Source organism: Prochlorococcus marinus str. MIT 9201 (assembly GCF_000759955.1).
Lineage (GTDB): Bacteria > Cyanobacteriota > Cyanobacteriia > PCC-6307 > Cyanobiaceae > Prochlorococcus_A > Prochlorococcus_A marinus_G.
The window spans coordinates 106,734-120,242 of record NZ_JNAL01000005.1; the positions used below are offsets into that span (position 1 = coordinate 106,734).

At 32.2% G+C, this 13,509-nt stretch carries 16 protein-coding genes, 1 tRNA gene and 1 pseudogene; 7 read left to right on the forward strand and 11 right to left on the reverse strand.

Annotated elements, in window-relative coordinates:
- Positions 1–22 precede the first annotated feature (22 nt).
- A tRNA-Pro gene (locus EU95_RS07530) sits at positions 23–96 on the forward strand.
- Here EU95_RS07530 and EU95_RS09705 read toward each other — a convergent pair.
- Positions 97–249: a hypothetical protein gene (locus tag EU95_RS09705; protein WP_193742424.1), complete on the reverse strand. Its 153-nt coding sequence runs from the start codon at positions 247–249 to the stop codon at positions 97–99.
- 56 nt (positions 250–305) lie between these two features.
- A complete protein-coding gene (locus tag EU95_RS07525; protein ID WP_032521491.1) occupies positions 306–1,103 on the reverse strand; it encodes an undecaprenyl-diphosphate phosphatase in 798 nt (265 codons plus the stop codon).
- A gap of 79 nt (positions 1,104–1,182) precedes the next feature.
- Here EU95_RS07525 and EU95_RS10320 point away from each other — a divergent pair.
- Positions 1,183–1,453: pseudogene (locus EU95_RS10320) on the forward strand (hypothetical protein).
- A gap of 203 nt (positions 1,454–1,656) precedes the next feature.
- Here the strand turns inward: EU95_RS10320 and EU95_RS10195 are convergent.
- The 5 genes from EU95_RS10195 to EU95_RS07505 form a co-directional block, all read right to left on the reverse strand.
- Positions 1,657–1,785: a hypothetical protein gene (locus EU95_RS10195; protein WP_275040472.1), complete on the reverse strand. Its 129-nt coding sequence runs from the start codon at positions 1,783–1,785 to the stop codon at positions 1,657–1,659.
- 85 nt (positions 1,786–1,870) lie between these two features.
- Positions 1,871–2,098, reverse strand: a complete 228-nt coding sequence (locus EU95_RS07520; RefSeq protein ID WP_032521492.1) for a DUF1830 domain-containing protein — start codon at positions 2,096–2,098, stop codon at positions 1,871–1,873.
- A gap of 81 nt (positions 2,099–2,179) precedes the next feature.
- Positions 2,180–3,133: a kinase gene (locus EU95_RS07515; RefSeq protein WP_032521494.1), complete on the reverse strand. Its 954-nt coding sequence runs from the start codon at positions 3,131–3,133 to the stop codon at positions 2,180–2,182.
- Positions 3,134–3,137: 4 nt separating this feature from the next.
- Positions 3,138–3,935, reverse strand: coding sequence for a mannosyl-3-phosphoglycerate phosphatase-related protein YedP (yedP, locus tag EU95_RS07510; protein WP_032521495.1), 798 nt, complete (start codon positions 3,933–3,935; stop codon positions 3,138–3,140).
- Between the two features lie 2 nt (positions 3,936–3,937).
- Positions 3,938–5,698: a sugar phosphorylase gene (locus EU95_RS07505; RefSeq protein ID WP_032521496.1), complete on the reverse strand. Its 1,761-nt coding sequence runs from the start codon at positions 5,696–5,698 to the stop codon at positions 3,938–3,940.
- Positions 5,699–5,748: 50 nt separating this feature from the next.
- Between EU95_RS07505 and EU95_RS07500 the strand changes: the two genes are divergently transcribed.
- Positions 5,749–6,975 (forward strand): glycosyl transferase, encoded by a 1,227-nt coding sequence (locus tag EU95_RS07500; protein ID WP_032521497.1) that lies wholly within the window; start codon positions 5,749–5,751, stop codon positions 6,973–6,975.
- Here the strand turns inward: EU95_RS07500 and ureC are convergent.
- The 4 genes from ureC to EU95_RS07480 are packed head-to-tail and all read right to left on the reverse strand — an operon-like array spanning position 6,972 to position 10,264.
- Positions 6,972–8,681, reverse strand: coding sequence for an urease subunit alpha (gene ureC / locus EU95_RS07495; RefSeq protein ID WP_032521498.1), 1,710 nt, complete (start codon positions 8,679–8,681; stop codon positions 6,972–6,974). The genes EU95_RS07500 and ureC overlap by 4 nt on opposite strands.
- A 4-nt stretch (positions 8,682–8,685) precedes the next feature.
- A complete protein-coding gene (locus tag EU95_RS07490) occupies positions 8,686–9,006 on the reverse strand; it encodes an urease subunit beta (RefSeq protein ID WP_032521499.1) in 321 nt (106 codons plus the stop codon).
- Positions 9,007–9,008: 2 nt separating this feature from the next.
- Positions 9,009–9,311, reverse strand: coding sequence for an urease subunit gamma (locus EU95_RS07485; protein ID WP_032521500.1), 303 nt, complete (start codon positions 9,309–9,311; stop codon positions 9,009–9,011).
- A 50-nt stretch (positions 9,312–9,361) separates the two neighbouring features.
- On the reverse strand, positions 9,362–10,264 hold the full coding sequence (locus tag EU95_RS07480; RefSeq protein WP_032521501.1) for an urease accessory protein UreD: 903 nt from the start codon (positions 10,262–10,264) through the stop codon (positions 9,362–9,364).
- A gap of 48 nt (positions 10,265–10,312) precedes the next feature.
- Here EU95_RS07480 and ureE point away from each other — a divergent pair, with 48 nt between their 5' ends.
- The 4 genes from ureE to urtA all read left to right on the forward strand — a co-directional run bounded on the left by ureE (position 10,313) and on the right by urtA (position 13,462).
- Positions 10,313–10,762 (forward strand): urease accessory protein UreE, encoded by a 450-nt coding sequence (gene ureE, locus EU95_RS07475; protein ID WP_032521502.1) that lies wholly within the window; start codon positions 10,313–10,315, stop codon positions 10,760–10,762.
- Positions 10,755–11,441 (forward strand): urease accessory protein UreF, encoded by a 687-nt coding sequence (locus EU95_RS07470; RefSeq protein WP_032521503.1) that lies wholly within the window; start codon positions 10,755–10,757, stop codon positions 11,439–11,441. The genes ureE and EU95_RS07470 overlap by 8 nt, the downstream gene beginning before the upstream one ends.
- Positions 11,442–11,444: 3 nt before the next feature.
- The gene (gene ureG / locus EU95_RS07465) at positions 11,445–12,074 is read left to right on the forward strand and encodes an urease accessory protein UreG (RefSeq protein ID WP_032521504.1); all 630 of its coding nucleotides are present in this window, start codon (positions 11,445–11,447) and stop codon (positions 12,072–12,074) included.
- Positions 12,075–12,184: 110 nt separating this feature from the next.
- Complete coding sequence (urtA, locus tag EU95_RS07460) at positions 12,185–13,462, forward strand: urea ABC transporter substrate-binding protein (RefSeq protein WP_032521505.1); 1,278 nt, start codon at positions 12,185–12,187, stop codon at positions 13,460–13,462.
- Positions 13,463–13,509 lie beyond the last annotated feature (47 nt).

Sequence of the window (13,509 nt, forward strand, 5' to 3'; positions counted from 1 at the left end):
TCTTATCTTTATAGTGATAATACGGGGCGTAGCGCAGTTTGGTAGCGCACCACTTTGGGGTAGTGGGGGTCGTGGGTTCAAATCCCGCCGTTCCGATCATCTATCGTCATCATTTATAAGAGATTTATAAAGTTTATATGAGCTTATCCCGACAGCAATGAATGTAAAAGAAGAAAAAAAAGCCAAGATTACAATTGTAAGATTCGAAACTTCAACTTCACCTAGCTGAAAAGATATAAAAATATTCATTATTGGTTATTTTTTTTAAAACCTTAACACAATTATTAAATCATATTGAAATGCAATCATAAATTTAGGAGGATTACAATACCGAACACAACCCGGTAAATAATAAATAATTTCAACCCATTTGATGATAAATATTTTAATAAGTATTTTATGGCTAAGAGAGATGATAAAAATGTTGAAAAAAGACCAAACATTAAAGGGGGGAAATTTAATAAAAGAAAATCATTGTAAGAAGAGATTAACTCTACAATTGCAGCAAGAAAGATAGCTGGAATTCCTAAAAGAAAAGAGAATTTAGCTGCATCAGCTCTATCCCATCCAGATATTAGGGCGGTAGAAATAGTAATTCCTGATCTAGAAAAACCTGGAACAATAGCAAATGCTTGAGAAAAACCTATCAATAAACTATCTGAATAATTATGATCTTTTAAATTTTTAGAACCAGTTTTCGAAATATCTGCTATGTACATAAAGATTGCCATGAGCAAAGATATTAATGCAATTGATAAGTTTGAACGGAGAATATCTTCAAAAAAGTAAGGGACTAATAATTTTATGATCCCACCTAAAAATATAATTGGAATGGATCCAATCAAAATTGACCGCAACAACCTTTTATGTAATAAATAATAAATATTTTTTGAAGCTTGAATTCTTAATTTTAAAAAATCATTCCTAAAGTACCAAATCAGAGCCAAAACACTTCCAAATTGTAAAATTGCAGATAAAGAGGAGCCTGGATCATCAATTCCTATAAGAAGAGAAATGATCTTCAAATGAGCGGTACTACTAACAGGAATAAATTCTGTTAAACCTTGAATCAAACCATAAAAAATAAATGCTAAATATTCCAAAAATTTATTTTATTTATTTTATTTATTAATAGCAATTTAAAAAATACAATTTACATTTAACAAGTAAACGCTAATTTTAATTAATGAAAAAAATTTTTCCTTCATTATTATTTCTTTTTTTTCTGATTCTGTAAGGGCGAATTATTGGCTAGTAATCGTAACTTATAGACATGGTCCTTGGGGAAGACCAGAGGTAAGTGGAATAACAAGCCCAACATTACATTCTATATCAAATGAAAAATTTAGAAAATTGTAAAAAAGCAGGATAGAAAATTACAAAAGAAATTTATAAGCCGGTGTGGCAATTTGATAGCAAATGGACTTGTGTATTTAGTGAAGATGATAAATAAAGCTACCTCTTTACATCGTGAGCACAACCATCACCTTTATAATTTTCGCTTTCGTAAAAATCATTTTTCGTGCCAAAGTAAATAGTTAATAAAACGAATGGCAAACTTAATATAAATAAAATTGTTGTCAAATCCATAATTTCATTTTCTTATTAAATAGTTTATGAAAAATTTAAGATATCCATAAATCAATTAATTTAGCATTAATAATCTGTTGGACCTTTAATACCAAGATAAAAAAAGGCTCCTAAACCAACTAAAAGTAAAACACCCGCAATGGCTGCAGATGGAACAAAGCCGCCTATTGCAAAAGAAGAAAAAAGATTCATCACTAAAACTAAACTAGTTTGATAATATCAATAAAAAATATGTATTTGTAAAAAATTTTGACTCTAAGACAATTGAGGTATTAATTTCCTAGGCTACTAAAGTCGAATCTTCATTCTCTGATGTGATTCGAATTCTCTCTTCCAACTTAGGTCCATATAATTCATTTCCCCAAATCTCAACTCTAGAATCGTTTGGAGCATTAAAAGTCAAAATATCAGTTGGGAATAAAACTCTCTCTAAGAAAAAGTTTGATGGACCAATACATCTCAAAACTACCATTCTGTTACCTTCGTTTTTGTAAGAAAACTCAACCATCCCTTAAAAAGCAAAATATCTAATATTAAACACTACTTATTACTACTAAAATGTATAAAAACACACTGAAAAAAGATATTTTTATAGATAGCGCAAATTCAACCCTGCATCAACTAAGTTTCTCTTTTGATCAATTAACAATAAAGCATAAGAATTAATATCATCAAAACTTATATGAGGAACTGCAACATCAAGCATTCTCAAGAAATTAGATAATTTTTCATCTTTAAGTGCATTTCCTTTTTGTAAAAACATTTCTTGTTCTTGATTAGATTTCCACATATTCATGTACTTAAACCTTAAGGGCTTTATTTGCCAAATATTATCAATTAAACTCCAAACATCTAAATATTTTTGTAAATTTTTCTGAATTTTTTTTCTATAAAAAGACTCTTGAGAACTCAAATCCGATAATTCTGTAGGTATTTCATTTATATCCAGAGATAAAGGTTCAATCCCCAAAAACCAACCCTCAAGAATTAATAAATCAGGATTTTCATATCTCCAATGAGATCTATCCCCTAATCCTCCTCTTAAAGATTTATCAAAAACAGGAACATTTAACTCTCCATTTATTTTCCAACCTAATAATTTTTCATGCATTAATTCAACTGAGTGACTGCCGGGAAAGCCTCTTGAGACATTCCAGGGATTATTCTCAACTGCAAGTTTCATTTCTTCAGACGGAAGATAGAAATCGTCAATTGAAATAACAACTATCTTGAAATTCAATTTTAATGAAATAGCCTCAAGCCATTTACCTAAAGTTGTTTTTCCAGTCCCAGGTAGAGCTGAAATTCCAATAATTTTTCTATCAGAAAAATTATTTTGAAGTTTATAAGCATGAGATAAAAGAGGTAGAGCTAAGCCCCAAATCCAATCATCATTTACTTTATTAGTCCAGAATTGATCAATTGAAAAAATATTTCTTTGATTATTCCAAAAATTAAACCAATCATCCAAGGATTCCCAACCAATATCCATAATTAAATTTTCAAACTTATCAAGAGAAAAATTAATATTTAAATCATTCATCCTTCTAACTTAGTCTTCGCTTACTTATCAATTTATTGAGTTCATTTTTCCAACCATATCCATTTGGTTCAGAAGCCAAAGTAAATTCCAAATCTTTTAATTGATCTAGTAAATCTAAGTTAGGTCCATCTATTCCAGGAATAACAATTTTAATATCTGAGTTTAAAAGTAGAGGTAAATCATTTGGAGAGTCTCCTAATCCTATAATTTCAATATTTTGAATATTAGAATATTCTTTAAGAACATTTATTGCTTTACCTTTATTAGATTTTGTAGATAATAAGTGACTCATTCTATTTCCCTTAAAAATATCAACATTGAACTTTTTACAACAGATATTAATTTTCTCTTCTAAATAAATTGGCGGATTTAAAAATGGCATGCTCCAATGCCTATCACGCATTAAGTTCAATGAGTTGCCTTCTAAACCTGTGAGCTGAGTTGCTTCTTGATCAGTGAGATTATTAAGGGGAGTCAGTTTATAATCAATTTCACTAGAAATAAAATTTAAAATTTCTTCAAGAGATTCATATTTAATTCCAAGAATAATTTCTCCATTTACTCTATTAAGAGTTTCACCATATATTGCAGCACCATTCTCAACAATATAAGGATCTGTCAAGTTGAGTTCCTTTCTAATAACTTTTACTTCAGAAGCGGTTTTGCTTGTACAAAGAATTACGGGTATAGATAATTTCTGTAGTTTTTTTATAGTTTCTCTTGCAGGTGATAAGTCATATGAGTGATCCATTAAGGTACCATCTACGTCACTTACTATCCAAATAGAAGATTTTTCTTTCATTTTTATAAAGCACTAAGCCAAATTACTTGAAAAGGGTCAAGACTAATATTTTTGTAATTATATTTAGTGGATGTTAAAAAATCTTTGGTATTGAAATCATTATCAATTATTTTTGGTAGATCATTATCATTCAATTGATAATTAATTTTATTTTCAGTCATATTATGGATTGCAAAAACAGCATCAGGACCTTTACTTCTTTTGATTACAACAATATCACTTCTACCTTTAGACAAACATTTCATTTCCGAACAAGGGTGAAATTGCTTTAATTCTGATCTGACATCCATAGCATTACGAAGATATTTTAAGTTTTTATTAGCATTTGATTCAGGATTATTTAAAACGGCTAGAAGATTTTCTGATTTAAACTTTTCTCTATTTAGGTCTCTTCTTTGACCTGTCATAGAAAAACTTTTGATATCATTTTCTGAAGCTAATAATGCAGGTAAATAAAAGGCAGGAACTCCTTTCAAAGCCATTACTAATAATTGACTCAAAATAAATCTCTCATATTGAAATCTTTTAGAATCTCTACTTGAGTCTTCCATTGCACTCCACCAACTAATATTCAATTCATAAGGTTTATCATCACCATTTGATAAACGTCTATGACTTACTAATCCGCCTCTTTTCTCACAATTAATTAATAAATCTTTTATTCTATGTTCGTTCATTAAACCCTCAAGAGCTCGTAGCCCAACACCATCGTGTGATGCAGTGAAATTAAAAAGAGTTGTATCATCAGGCAATTCTGGCCAATCAAAAATCCATGAGTTTAGAATGTCAGCTCTTGAAGTAATAATTGCTTCAAGGAGAAGAGGAGGCAATGGGAAATTGTATGCCATATGGGCTTCATCATCAGGAATCAGATAAGATAAATTTTCCTTCTGAGGAACATTAGTTTCAGTTATCAAAACTCCATCATCAAGAAGATTATTCAAAAGAACTCTTAAGAGTTTTACAATTGAATGTGCTTTTGGTAAATGCAAGCACGTTGTCCCTGATTCTTTCCAAATAAAACCTACAGCATCAAGCCTAAGCCATTTAATACCATTAGATAAATAAGTAATAATTAAATTCAAGAACTCAAGAGTCATTTTTGGATTATGCCAATTCAAATCAATTTGATCTGGACCAAAAGTTGTCCAAACTTGTTTAGGGCCATCTTCTGTATTTATTTGAGAAAACAAAGAAGAACTTCTTGGTCTAACTACATTTGACCAGTCAAGATTCTGATTCGGTGAAAAAACATTTGATATTCCTGGTTCTTGAGATTTTATAAATTGTTGAACCCATGGGTGAGATGATGAGACATGGTTTAGGACTAAATCTGCCATCAAATCATGATTTTTAGAAATACTTTTGAGATCATCCCATCCACCAAATTTTTCTTCTAAAGAATCATAACTTGAGACTGCAAAACCTCCATCACTTGTAGATTTTAAAAAAGGAAGAATATGTACAACTTTAGATAAACTGCCAAAATGTTTACTTAACAACTCATTAAGAGTTATCAATGTTGCCTTGCCATTTTTGTAAATACTATCTGCATAAGTTATCAAAACCGAATGAGATTCACTCCACCTTTCCTTGTCTCTTATTTCTTCATAAGCAGATTTCTCTGAGAAATCATATAAAATCTGTAATAATTGGTTTGAAATACAATTAATTTCTTCTGTAGTATTATTTGAATAAATTGTTTTTAACAATTTATTAATCTTTAATCTATCTAATTTTTTCTCTGAATCAATTTGCTTCACTTTGAAAAAATCAACGAAGTATTAATACTATTCTGCACATCAATTAGAAAATGGACTTTCAACAAGGGTTAATCACAACAATACATGAATATGGAGTTACTAGAAATTTACTTAAAGAATTAAACAAAAGTCTTAAAAAAAGATCAACAAGCATTTTAATTCCTTGTTTATATGAAGAGTTTGAGCGTCCAGCATTAAAAGACATAAGAGAAGTTTTAAAAGACCTTACAGGCTTAAATGAATTAGTTATTGCTCTCTCTGCAAAAACTATTGAGCAAGTTAAAGCAGCAAAATCATTTTTTGACTCTATGCCATTTCCAGTTCATGTTCAATGGACTAATTCCCCCTCCGTAATAAAACTATTAAAAAGTCAAGAAAAAAATGGATTAGAACTATTAGGAACTCCAGGTAAAGGATGGGCTGTCTGGCAAGGTATAGGAGTTGCGACGAGAAAATCAGAAGTTGTTGCTCTTTTTGATGCTGATATAAGAACTTTTAGTCCTTTATATCCCTCAAGAATGATACTTCCACTTCTGGATGAATCATATGGAATTTCATATGTAAAGGCTTTTTACAGCAGGTTATCCTTAGAGACCAATCAATTACAAGGTAGAGCAACAAGATTATTTGTGGGACCACTACTGGCAAGTCTTGAACAGTTAGTAGGTAAGGGTCCCTTTTTACAATATCTTCAATCATTTAGATATCCACTAGCAGGAGAATTTGCTTTCACTAAAGACCTTGCGATGAATTTACGAATTCCTTGTGATTGGGGTTTAGAGATAGGTTTATTATCAGAGGTTTATAGAAATGTAAGAACCTCCAAAATAGCCCAAGTTGACCTAGGTTTATTTGATCATAAACATAAGAATATTGGTGATTCCTCTAAAGAAGGATTGCAAAAAATGTGTACAGAAATACTTTCAAGCGTTTTAAGAGGTCTCATGGAACATCAAGCAGAGACCTTAACAAGTACTCAACTAGCAACCTTAGAAGTTCTTTACAAAAGAGTTGGAGAAGATAGAGTAAAAAAATTTGGATTAGATTCAGCAGTTAATCAACTTCCATACGATCGTCATGAAGAAGAGCTATCAGTACAAAAATTTGCAAAACTATTGAGGCCAGCTACAGAAGATTACTTGGCTTGCCCTACAACACAGCAGTTGCCAAGTTGGTCAAGAGTTCTTTCTTGTGAAAACAAACTGCAAGAAGATTTAGCAAATGCTGGGTCACAAGATATAAAGACTACTGAAAAAGAATTAATTAAAAACTTCTAAAGTAAAAAGTACCTTTGAGCCATTGGTATTTCATCAAGAGGTTCACAAGTAAGAAGTTCCCCATCACAAAAAACTTCATAAGTTTGAGGATCAACTGAAATATTTGGTAGTTTACTATTAAGTTTTAATTTTGATTTGTTGATATTTCTGGTATTTTCTATGGCAATACATTTCTTTTGTAAGCCTAATTTATTTGGAATATTTTGATCAATTGAATTTTTACTTAAAAAGGTAAAAGAGCTCTTAATTAGAGATTGGCCGAAACTTGCAAACATAGGTCGACCGTGAACAGGGCCTGGAGTAGGAATTGAAGCATTTGAATCCCCCATTTGGGACCAAACTATAGATCCTCCTTTAACAACTAATTCAGGCTTCACAGCAAAAAAGGAAGGTTTCCACAACACCAAATCCGCAATTTTACCCTTCTCTATAGACCCAACATGTTTATCGATACCATGAGCTATTGCAGGATTAATTGTGACTTTAGAAATATATCTCTTTACTCTGTAATTATCGTTTCTATCAGAATCCTGCGAAAGAGGTCCCCTTTGGACTTTCATTTTATGAGCTGTTTGAAAAGTTCTTGTAATTACTTCACCAACTCTTCCCATGGCTTGAGAATCACTAGCAATAATTGAAAAGGCACCTATATCATGCAAGATATCCTCAGCTGCAATAGTCTCTCTTCTGATCCTTGATTCAGCAAATGCAATATCTTCTGGGATTTTAGAATCTAAATGATGACAAACCATTAACATGTCAAGATGTTCCTCTAATGTGTTCCTCGTGTAGGGTCTTGTTGGATTAGTACTACTTGGAAGAACATTTTTTTCTCCACAAATTTTAATAATATCTGGTGCATGGCCTCCACCTGCTCCTTCAGTATGAAAAGTATGAATAGTTCTTCCTGCAATAGCATTGATGGTATCTTCAACAAAGCCCGCCTCATTCAAAGTATCAGTATGAATACATACTTGTACGTCAAACTTATCTGCGACATTAAGACAAGAATTTATTGTGGAGGGGGTCGTACCCCAATCCTCATGAAGCTTCAACCCACATGCACCAGCTTCAACCTGATCGATAAGATTGCTCTCGTTTGTTGAGTTTCCTTTTCCAAAAAAACCTAAATTCATAGGAAATGCTTCTGCAGATTGAAGCATTCTTGAAATATGAAAAGAACCCGGAGTACAAGTAGTGGCATTTGTGCCAGTTGCAGGTCCAGTTCCTCCTCCCAACATAGTTGTGATTCCAGAAGCTAGTGCCGTTTCAACTTGTTGGGGACATATAAAATGTATATGGGTATCTATTGAACCTGCAGTAAGAATATGGCCTTCTCCAGCTATTACTTCTGTTGATGCACCAATAATAATATCGACATTATCCTGGATATCAGGATTACCGGCCTTACCAATTTCAAAAATCATTCCGTCTTTTATACCCACATCAGCCTTAATTATTCCCCACCAATCTAAGATCAAAGCATTAGTTATTACGGTATCTACAGCTCCATCAACTCTTCTTACTTGAGACTGTCCCATCCCATCTCGAATAACTTTACCTCCCCCAAATTTAACTTCATCTCCGTATGTAGTTAAATCCTTTTCTACTTCTATAAAAAGTTCGGTATCTGCAAGCCTTACTCTATCACCCGTAGTGGGTCCGTAAGTTTGCGCATAAGTATTTCTGTTAATTTTATAAGACATAATTTTAAGTATCTAAAGAACCGTTAACCAATGAATTAAAACCATAGGCAATTCTTAAACCTTTATATGGAACTAATTTGACATCAGTTGTATCTCCAGGTTCGAATCTAATTGCTGTTCCTGCAGGGATGTCAAGACGCATACCAAGTGTTATTTCTCGATTAAAAATTAAAGCCTTATTAGCTTCAAAAAAATGATAATGAGATCCAATTTGTACAGGTCTATCTCCAGAATTAGAAACTTTTACTGTTTTAACTTCCTTACCAAGATTTAATTCGATTTCACCTTGTTCAGAAATTATTTCGCCAGGAATTAAATTACTCATAACTAGTTAATCGGATTGTGAATAGTAACTAATTTTGTCCCATCAGGGAAAACTGCTTCTATTTGGACTTCATCAACCATTTCAGGAATGCCCTCCATAACTTGTGATTTTGAAAGCCAGGTAGTACCCTCTGACATTAATTGACTTACACTTTTTCCATCTCGAGCTCCTTCAAGAACTTGAAAACTCAAAAAAGCAATTGTTTCAGGATAATTAAGTTTAAGACCTCGACAAAGTCTTCTTTCAGCTAAAAGTGCAGCAGAAAAAATCAATAATTTATCCTTTTCTTGAGGTGAAAGATGCATAATAAAAAATTAATCTATAAATTCTTAAAAAAGGTTCTTCCTGAACATAATTAATAATTCATAGAATCTTGTAAAGGCCATACACCTTGATATTTTGGCTCACAAAATCCACAAACAGACCTAATTTGTTTCCAAATACAAAAAAAACATTTCCTAGCATCTTGAGAAGAACTTCCTAGGAAACGTACAGAGAAACCATTTTCAAGAATTCCAATAGATAAATTATTATCAGTTTCTTCAAAAATCTTTTTTATATTTGCAACAAGATTATTTCTTTTTGACTTAGAAAAATCTTTTTCGCAAATCCAAATTAAGGATCCAAAAACAGGCATATAATCCATACCTGACTTTGCCACATAACTTGCCTTAGATAATTCAATTTGATCAACATATTCCCAATCATCATATAAATCATTATTTCTTATGATTTCTAATTTAGATCTAAAAACTCCACTCTCGATAGACTCTCCAGAAGAAGATCTTCCAAGCCTTATTAAATCAGTAAACAAAAAACTTGAAGTTTCTGAAATATATACTTTAAACTTTTGATCGTATAAACCATTAGCAAAGATAATTGTTTCTTGGGGGAGATATTCCAAATGAGAATTATCAAGAATTTTTATGAGACTTTTTTGCCGTGAAAAAGTTCCTTTTGGATTAATTTTAGATATCCCAACTGATCCATATACTTTCTGAGCTGAAGAAGTAGTCAACAATACCTTAGAGTTTTTTTCAAGATTTACCTCAAACACAAGTAAATCGCCTCCAACCAATCCCCCTGCAGTATGAAGAACAGGTAAGATGCATCTGCCCTCCTGATCATTAGTAGACTTTAATAACTTGTAAGGAGAAGTTGATTTAGATTTAAAGATTGTTTTATTAACATTTCCTAAACTTGTTTTATTATTGAAAAAATTTAAGAAACAATTACCTTCCCAAGAAGTTTTAATCATAAATTGTTTTCTTTAATTACTAAATTAAAGTAACCAAAAATTTTGATTATGAGAATGAATAAACAAATAGTTGTAACTGATTGGATTAAGGAAAAACCTCGGTTAGGTTCATTTTTAAAACTTACCTTAAGTTCAGATGAAAGAAAAATCTTGCGAGGTAAAAGATTAACTGATTGTGATCAAGAAATAATTTTACAATTACCTAGAGACGGCAAATTAAATGATGGAGATATACTTTCAACAAATGAGTCCAATTTTTATGTAGAAATAATTGCAAAAACAGAAGATTTAATTGAAATAACTTCAAATTCTAAAATTGAACTTATTAAAACTGCTTATCATCTAGGGAATAGGCATGTAGAGGTGGAAATAAAAGAAGACATTCTTTTAACAAAAGGTGATTACGTAATTGAAAATATGCTTAAAAATTTTAATGTTGATATTGTAGATGCACAGAAAAAATTTTTTCCGGAAAGAGGTGCCCATAGTCATGAGTAAAAGTCACTTATTAAAATATTTATTAATAAGCCCTAACTTACCAGTTGGAGGATTTTGTTATTCGGAGGGACTGGAGTGTTACCTTCATACAAAAGATTTAAAAGATTCAAATTCGGTAAAAGAATTAATCATAAGTGAATTAAAAATTGGCCAGATTAGACTAGATGCAAGACTATTATGTGATTTTTTTGATATTTTTAATGAGTTAAATGATGGCAAAAATTTAAAAAGTAATTTGCAAAAGCTTTTGAGTTTGGATAAATGGATTCTCTCATCAAAAGACTCTCTAGAATTGAGAGAACAACAAATTCAAATGGCAAAATCTCTCTTTGATCTAACCAAAGAATTTGGATTTGAATATCTATATAAAAAAAATAAAAAAAACTCCTGGCCTTTATCGTGGAGTTGGGCTTGTTATTGTTTTGAAATTACGAAGTTAGAAATGGTTGAGAATTTTTTCTTTTCGTGGAGTGCAAACCAACTTAGTGCAGCATTAAGGATTATTCCTATTGGTTCAACAAAAGCACAATTAATTCAAAGAGATTTATTAGCAATAATTTCAAAAGTTTCTAAAGAAATTATGGACAAGGAAATTGATGACATCTATTTTGGCAATGTAGGTTTAGCTATGGCACAACAAAATCATAATGAACTTTATACAAAACTTTTTAGAAATTAATTTATGAGCAGCAAATTGAGAGTAGGAGTTGCTGGACCTGTTGGTTCAGGAAAAACTGCATTAGTAGAGACTCTATGCTTAAGCCTTAAAAAAAATTATGAGATAGCAGTGGTCACCAATGATATTTACACTAAAGAAGATGCTAACTTTCTAATAAATAAAAAAGTTTTAGAAGAAGGGAGGATTATTGGTGTAGAAACAGGAGGTTGTCCTCATACAGCGATAAGAGAGGATTGTTCCTTAAATAAAAATGCAGTTTTAGATTTAGAGAATAAATATAATCCTTTAGATTTTGTTTTTGTAGAAAGTGGAGGTGATAATTTAGCATCTAGTTTTAGTCCAGAACTTGTAGATTTATCAATATATGTAATAGATGTTTCTGCCGGAGACAAAATTCCTAGAAAAGGAGGACCAGGGATAACAAGGTCAGATTTATTATTAATAAACAAAATTGACTTAGCGGATATGGTAGGTGCTGATTTAAAAATTATGAAAAGTGATACTGAATTTATGAGAAAAGGAAAACCTTGGTTTTTCACCAACCTTAGTAGCGGCATAGGAGTTGAAGAAATTACTCGATTTTTAGAATCACATATACCCAACAATCGAAACCAGAAAAATGTTCAGTACTAATATATTGGATTCAACAAAAAGTTACGACTGATACAAAACGAATTCTCACTCGTTAATAACTTTTACTTTATCCCCCTAATGAGGGTCAATTACCTAATTTATCCTAATTCATGAGAATTTCAAGGCGTATTTTGGCAGGATTAGCTACTGCCTCACTTGCGGTCACAGCAACTTCGTGTGGTGGAGGTGGAACTTCCGGAAGTTTCGACGACACAGTAACCGTTGGCATTTTGCATTCGTTATCTGGAACAATGGCAATTTCAGAATCAACCCTTGTTGATACTGAAAAAATGGCTATTGAAGAGATAAATGCTTCTGGTGGTGTAAAAGTTGGCGGTAAAAGCTACAAAATAGAATACATAGTTGAAGATGGTGCATCTGATTGGCCTACTTTCGCTGAAAAATCAAAGAAACTTATAGACCAAGACGGAGTTCCTGTCGTATTTGGTGGTTGGACATCTGCTAGTAGAAAGGCAATGTTACCAGTCTACGAATCAAAGGATGCTTTCCTTTACTACCCTATTCAATATGAAGCTCAAGAATGTTCTAACAACATTTTTTATACAGGAGCTACACCAAACCAACAATCAGAACCTGCTACAGATTTCATGTATAAGCGTTCTCCAGCAGCTGGAGGAGATTTCTTCCTTGTAGGTTCTGATTATGTTTTCCCCAGAACTTCCAACACAATCACAAAAGCTCAGGTAAAACAGTTAGGCGGTAAAGTTGTTGGAGAAGATTACCTTCCATTGGGAAATACTGAAGTTGCTCCAATTATCTCAAAAATCAAAAAGGCCCTTCCTGAAGGTGGAATAATCATTAACACACTTAATGGTGACCAAAACGTTGCATTCTTCAAACAGATTCAAGACGCGGGTATCACACCTTCAAGTGGCTACTACGTAATGAACTATTCAATTGCTGAAGAAGAGATTAGTACAATTGGTCCCGAGTTCCTTGAAGGACACTACGGTGCCTGGAACTATATGATGTCAATTGATACTCCTGCATCAAAGAAATTTGCCAAAAGTTTCAAGAAAAGATGGGGAGCTGATCGTGTTGTAGCTGATCCTCAAGAATCAGCATATAACATGGTTTATTTATGGAAACAGGCAGTTGAAGATGCTGGAACTTTCGATGACAACGCAGTAAGAGAAGCACTTGTTGGACAAAAGTTTGATGCTCCACAAGGTCCTGTTGAAGTTATGCCTAATCACCACTTATCTCAAACAGTAAGAATTGGAGAGATTAATGCAGAAGGTGGATTTACAATCCTTGAAGAAACAGGGGTAGTTCTTCCTCAAGCATGGAACCAAAAACATCCAAGTTCAAAAGGATTTGCATGCGATTGGACAGATCCTTCCAAAGGAGAAAAGTATAAGCTTTAATCTAATTAAAACCTATACTTCAAAATAAAAGGAGGTTAACGCCTCCT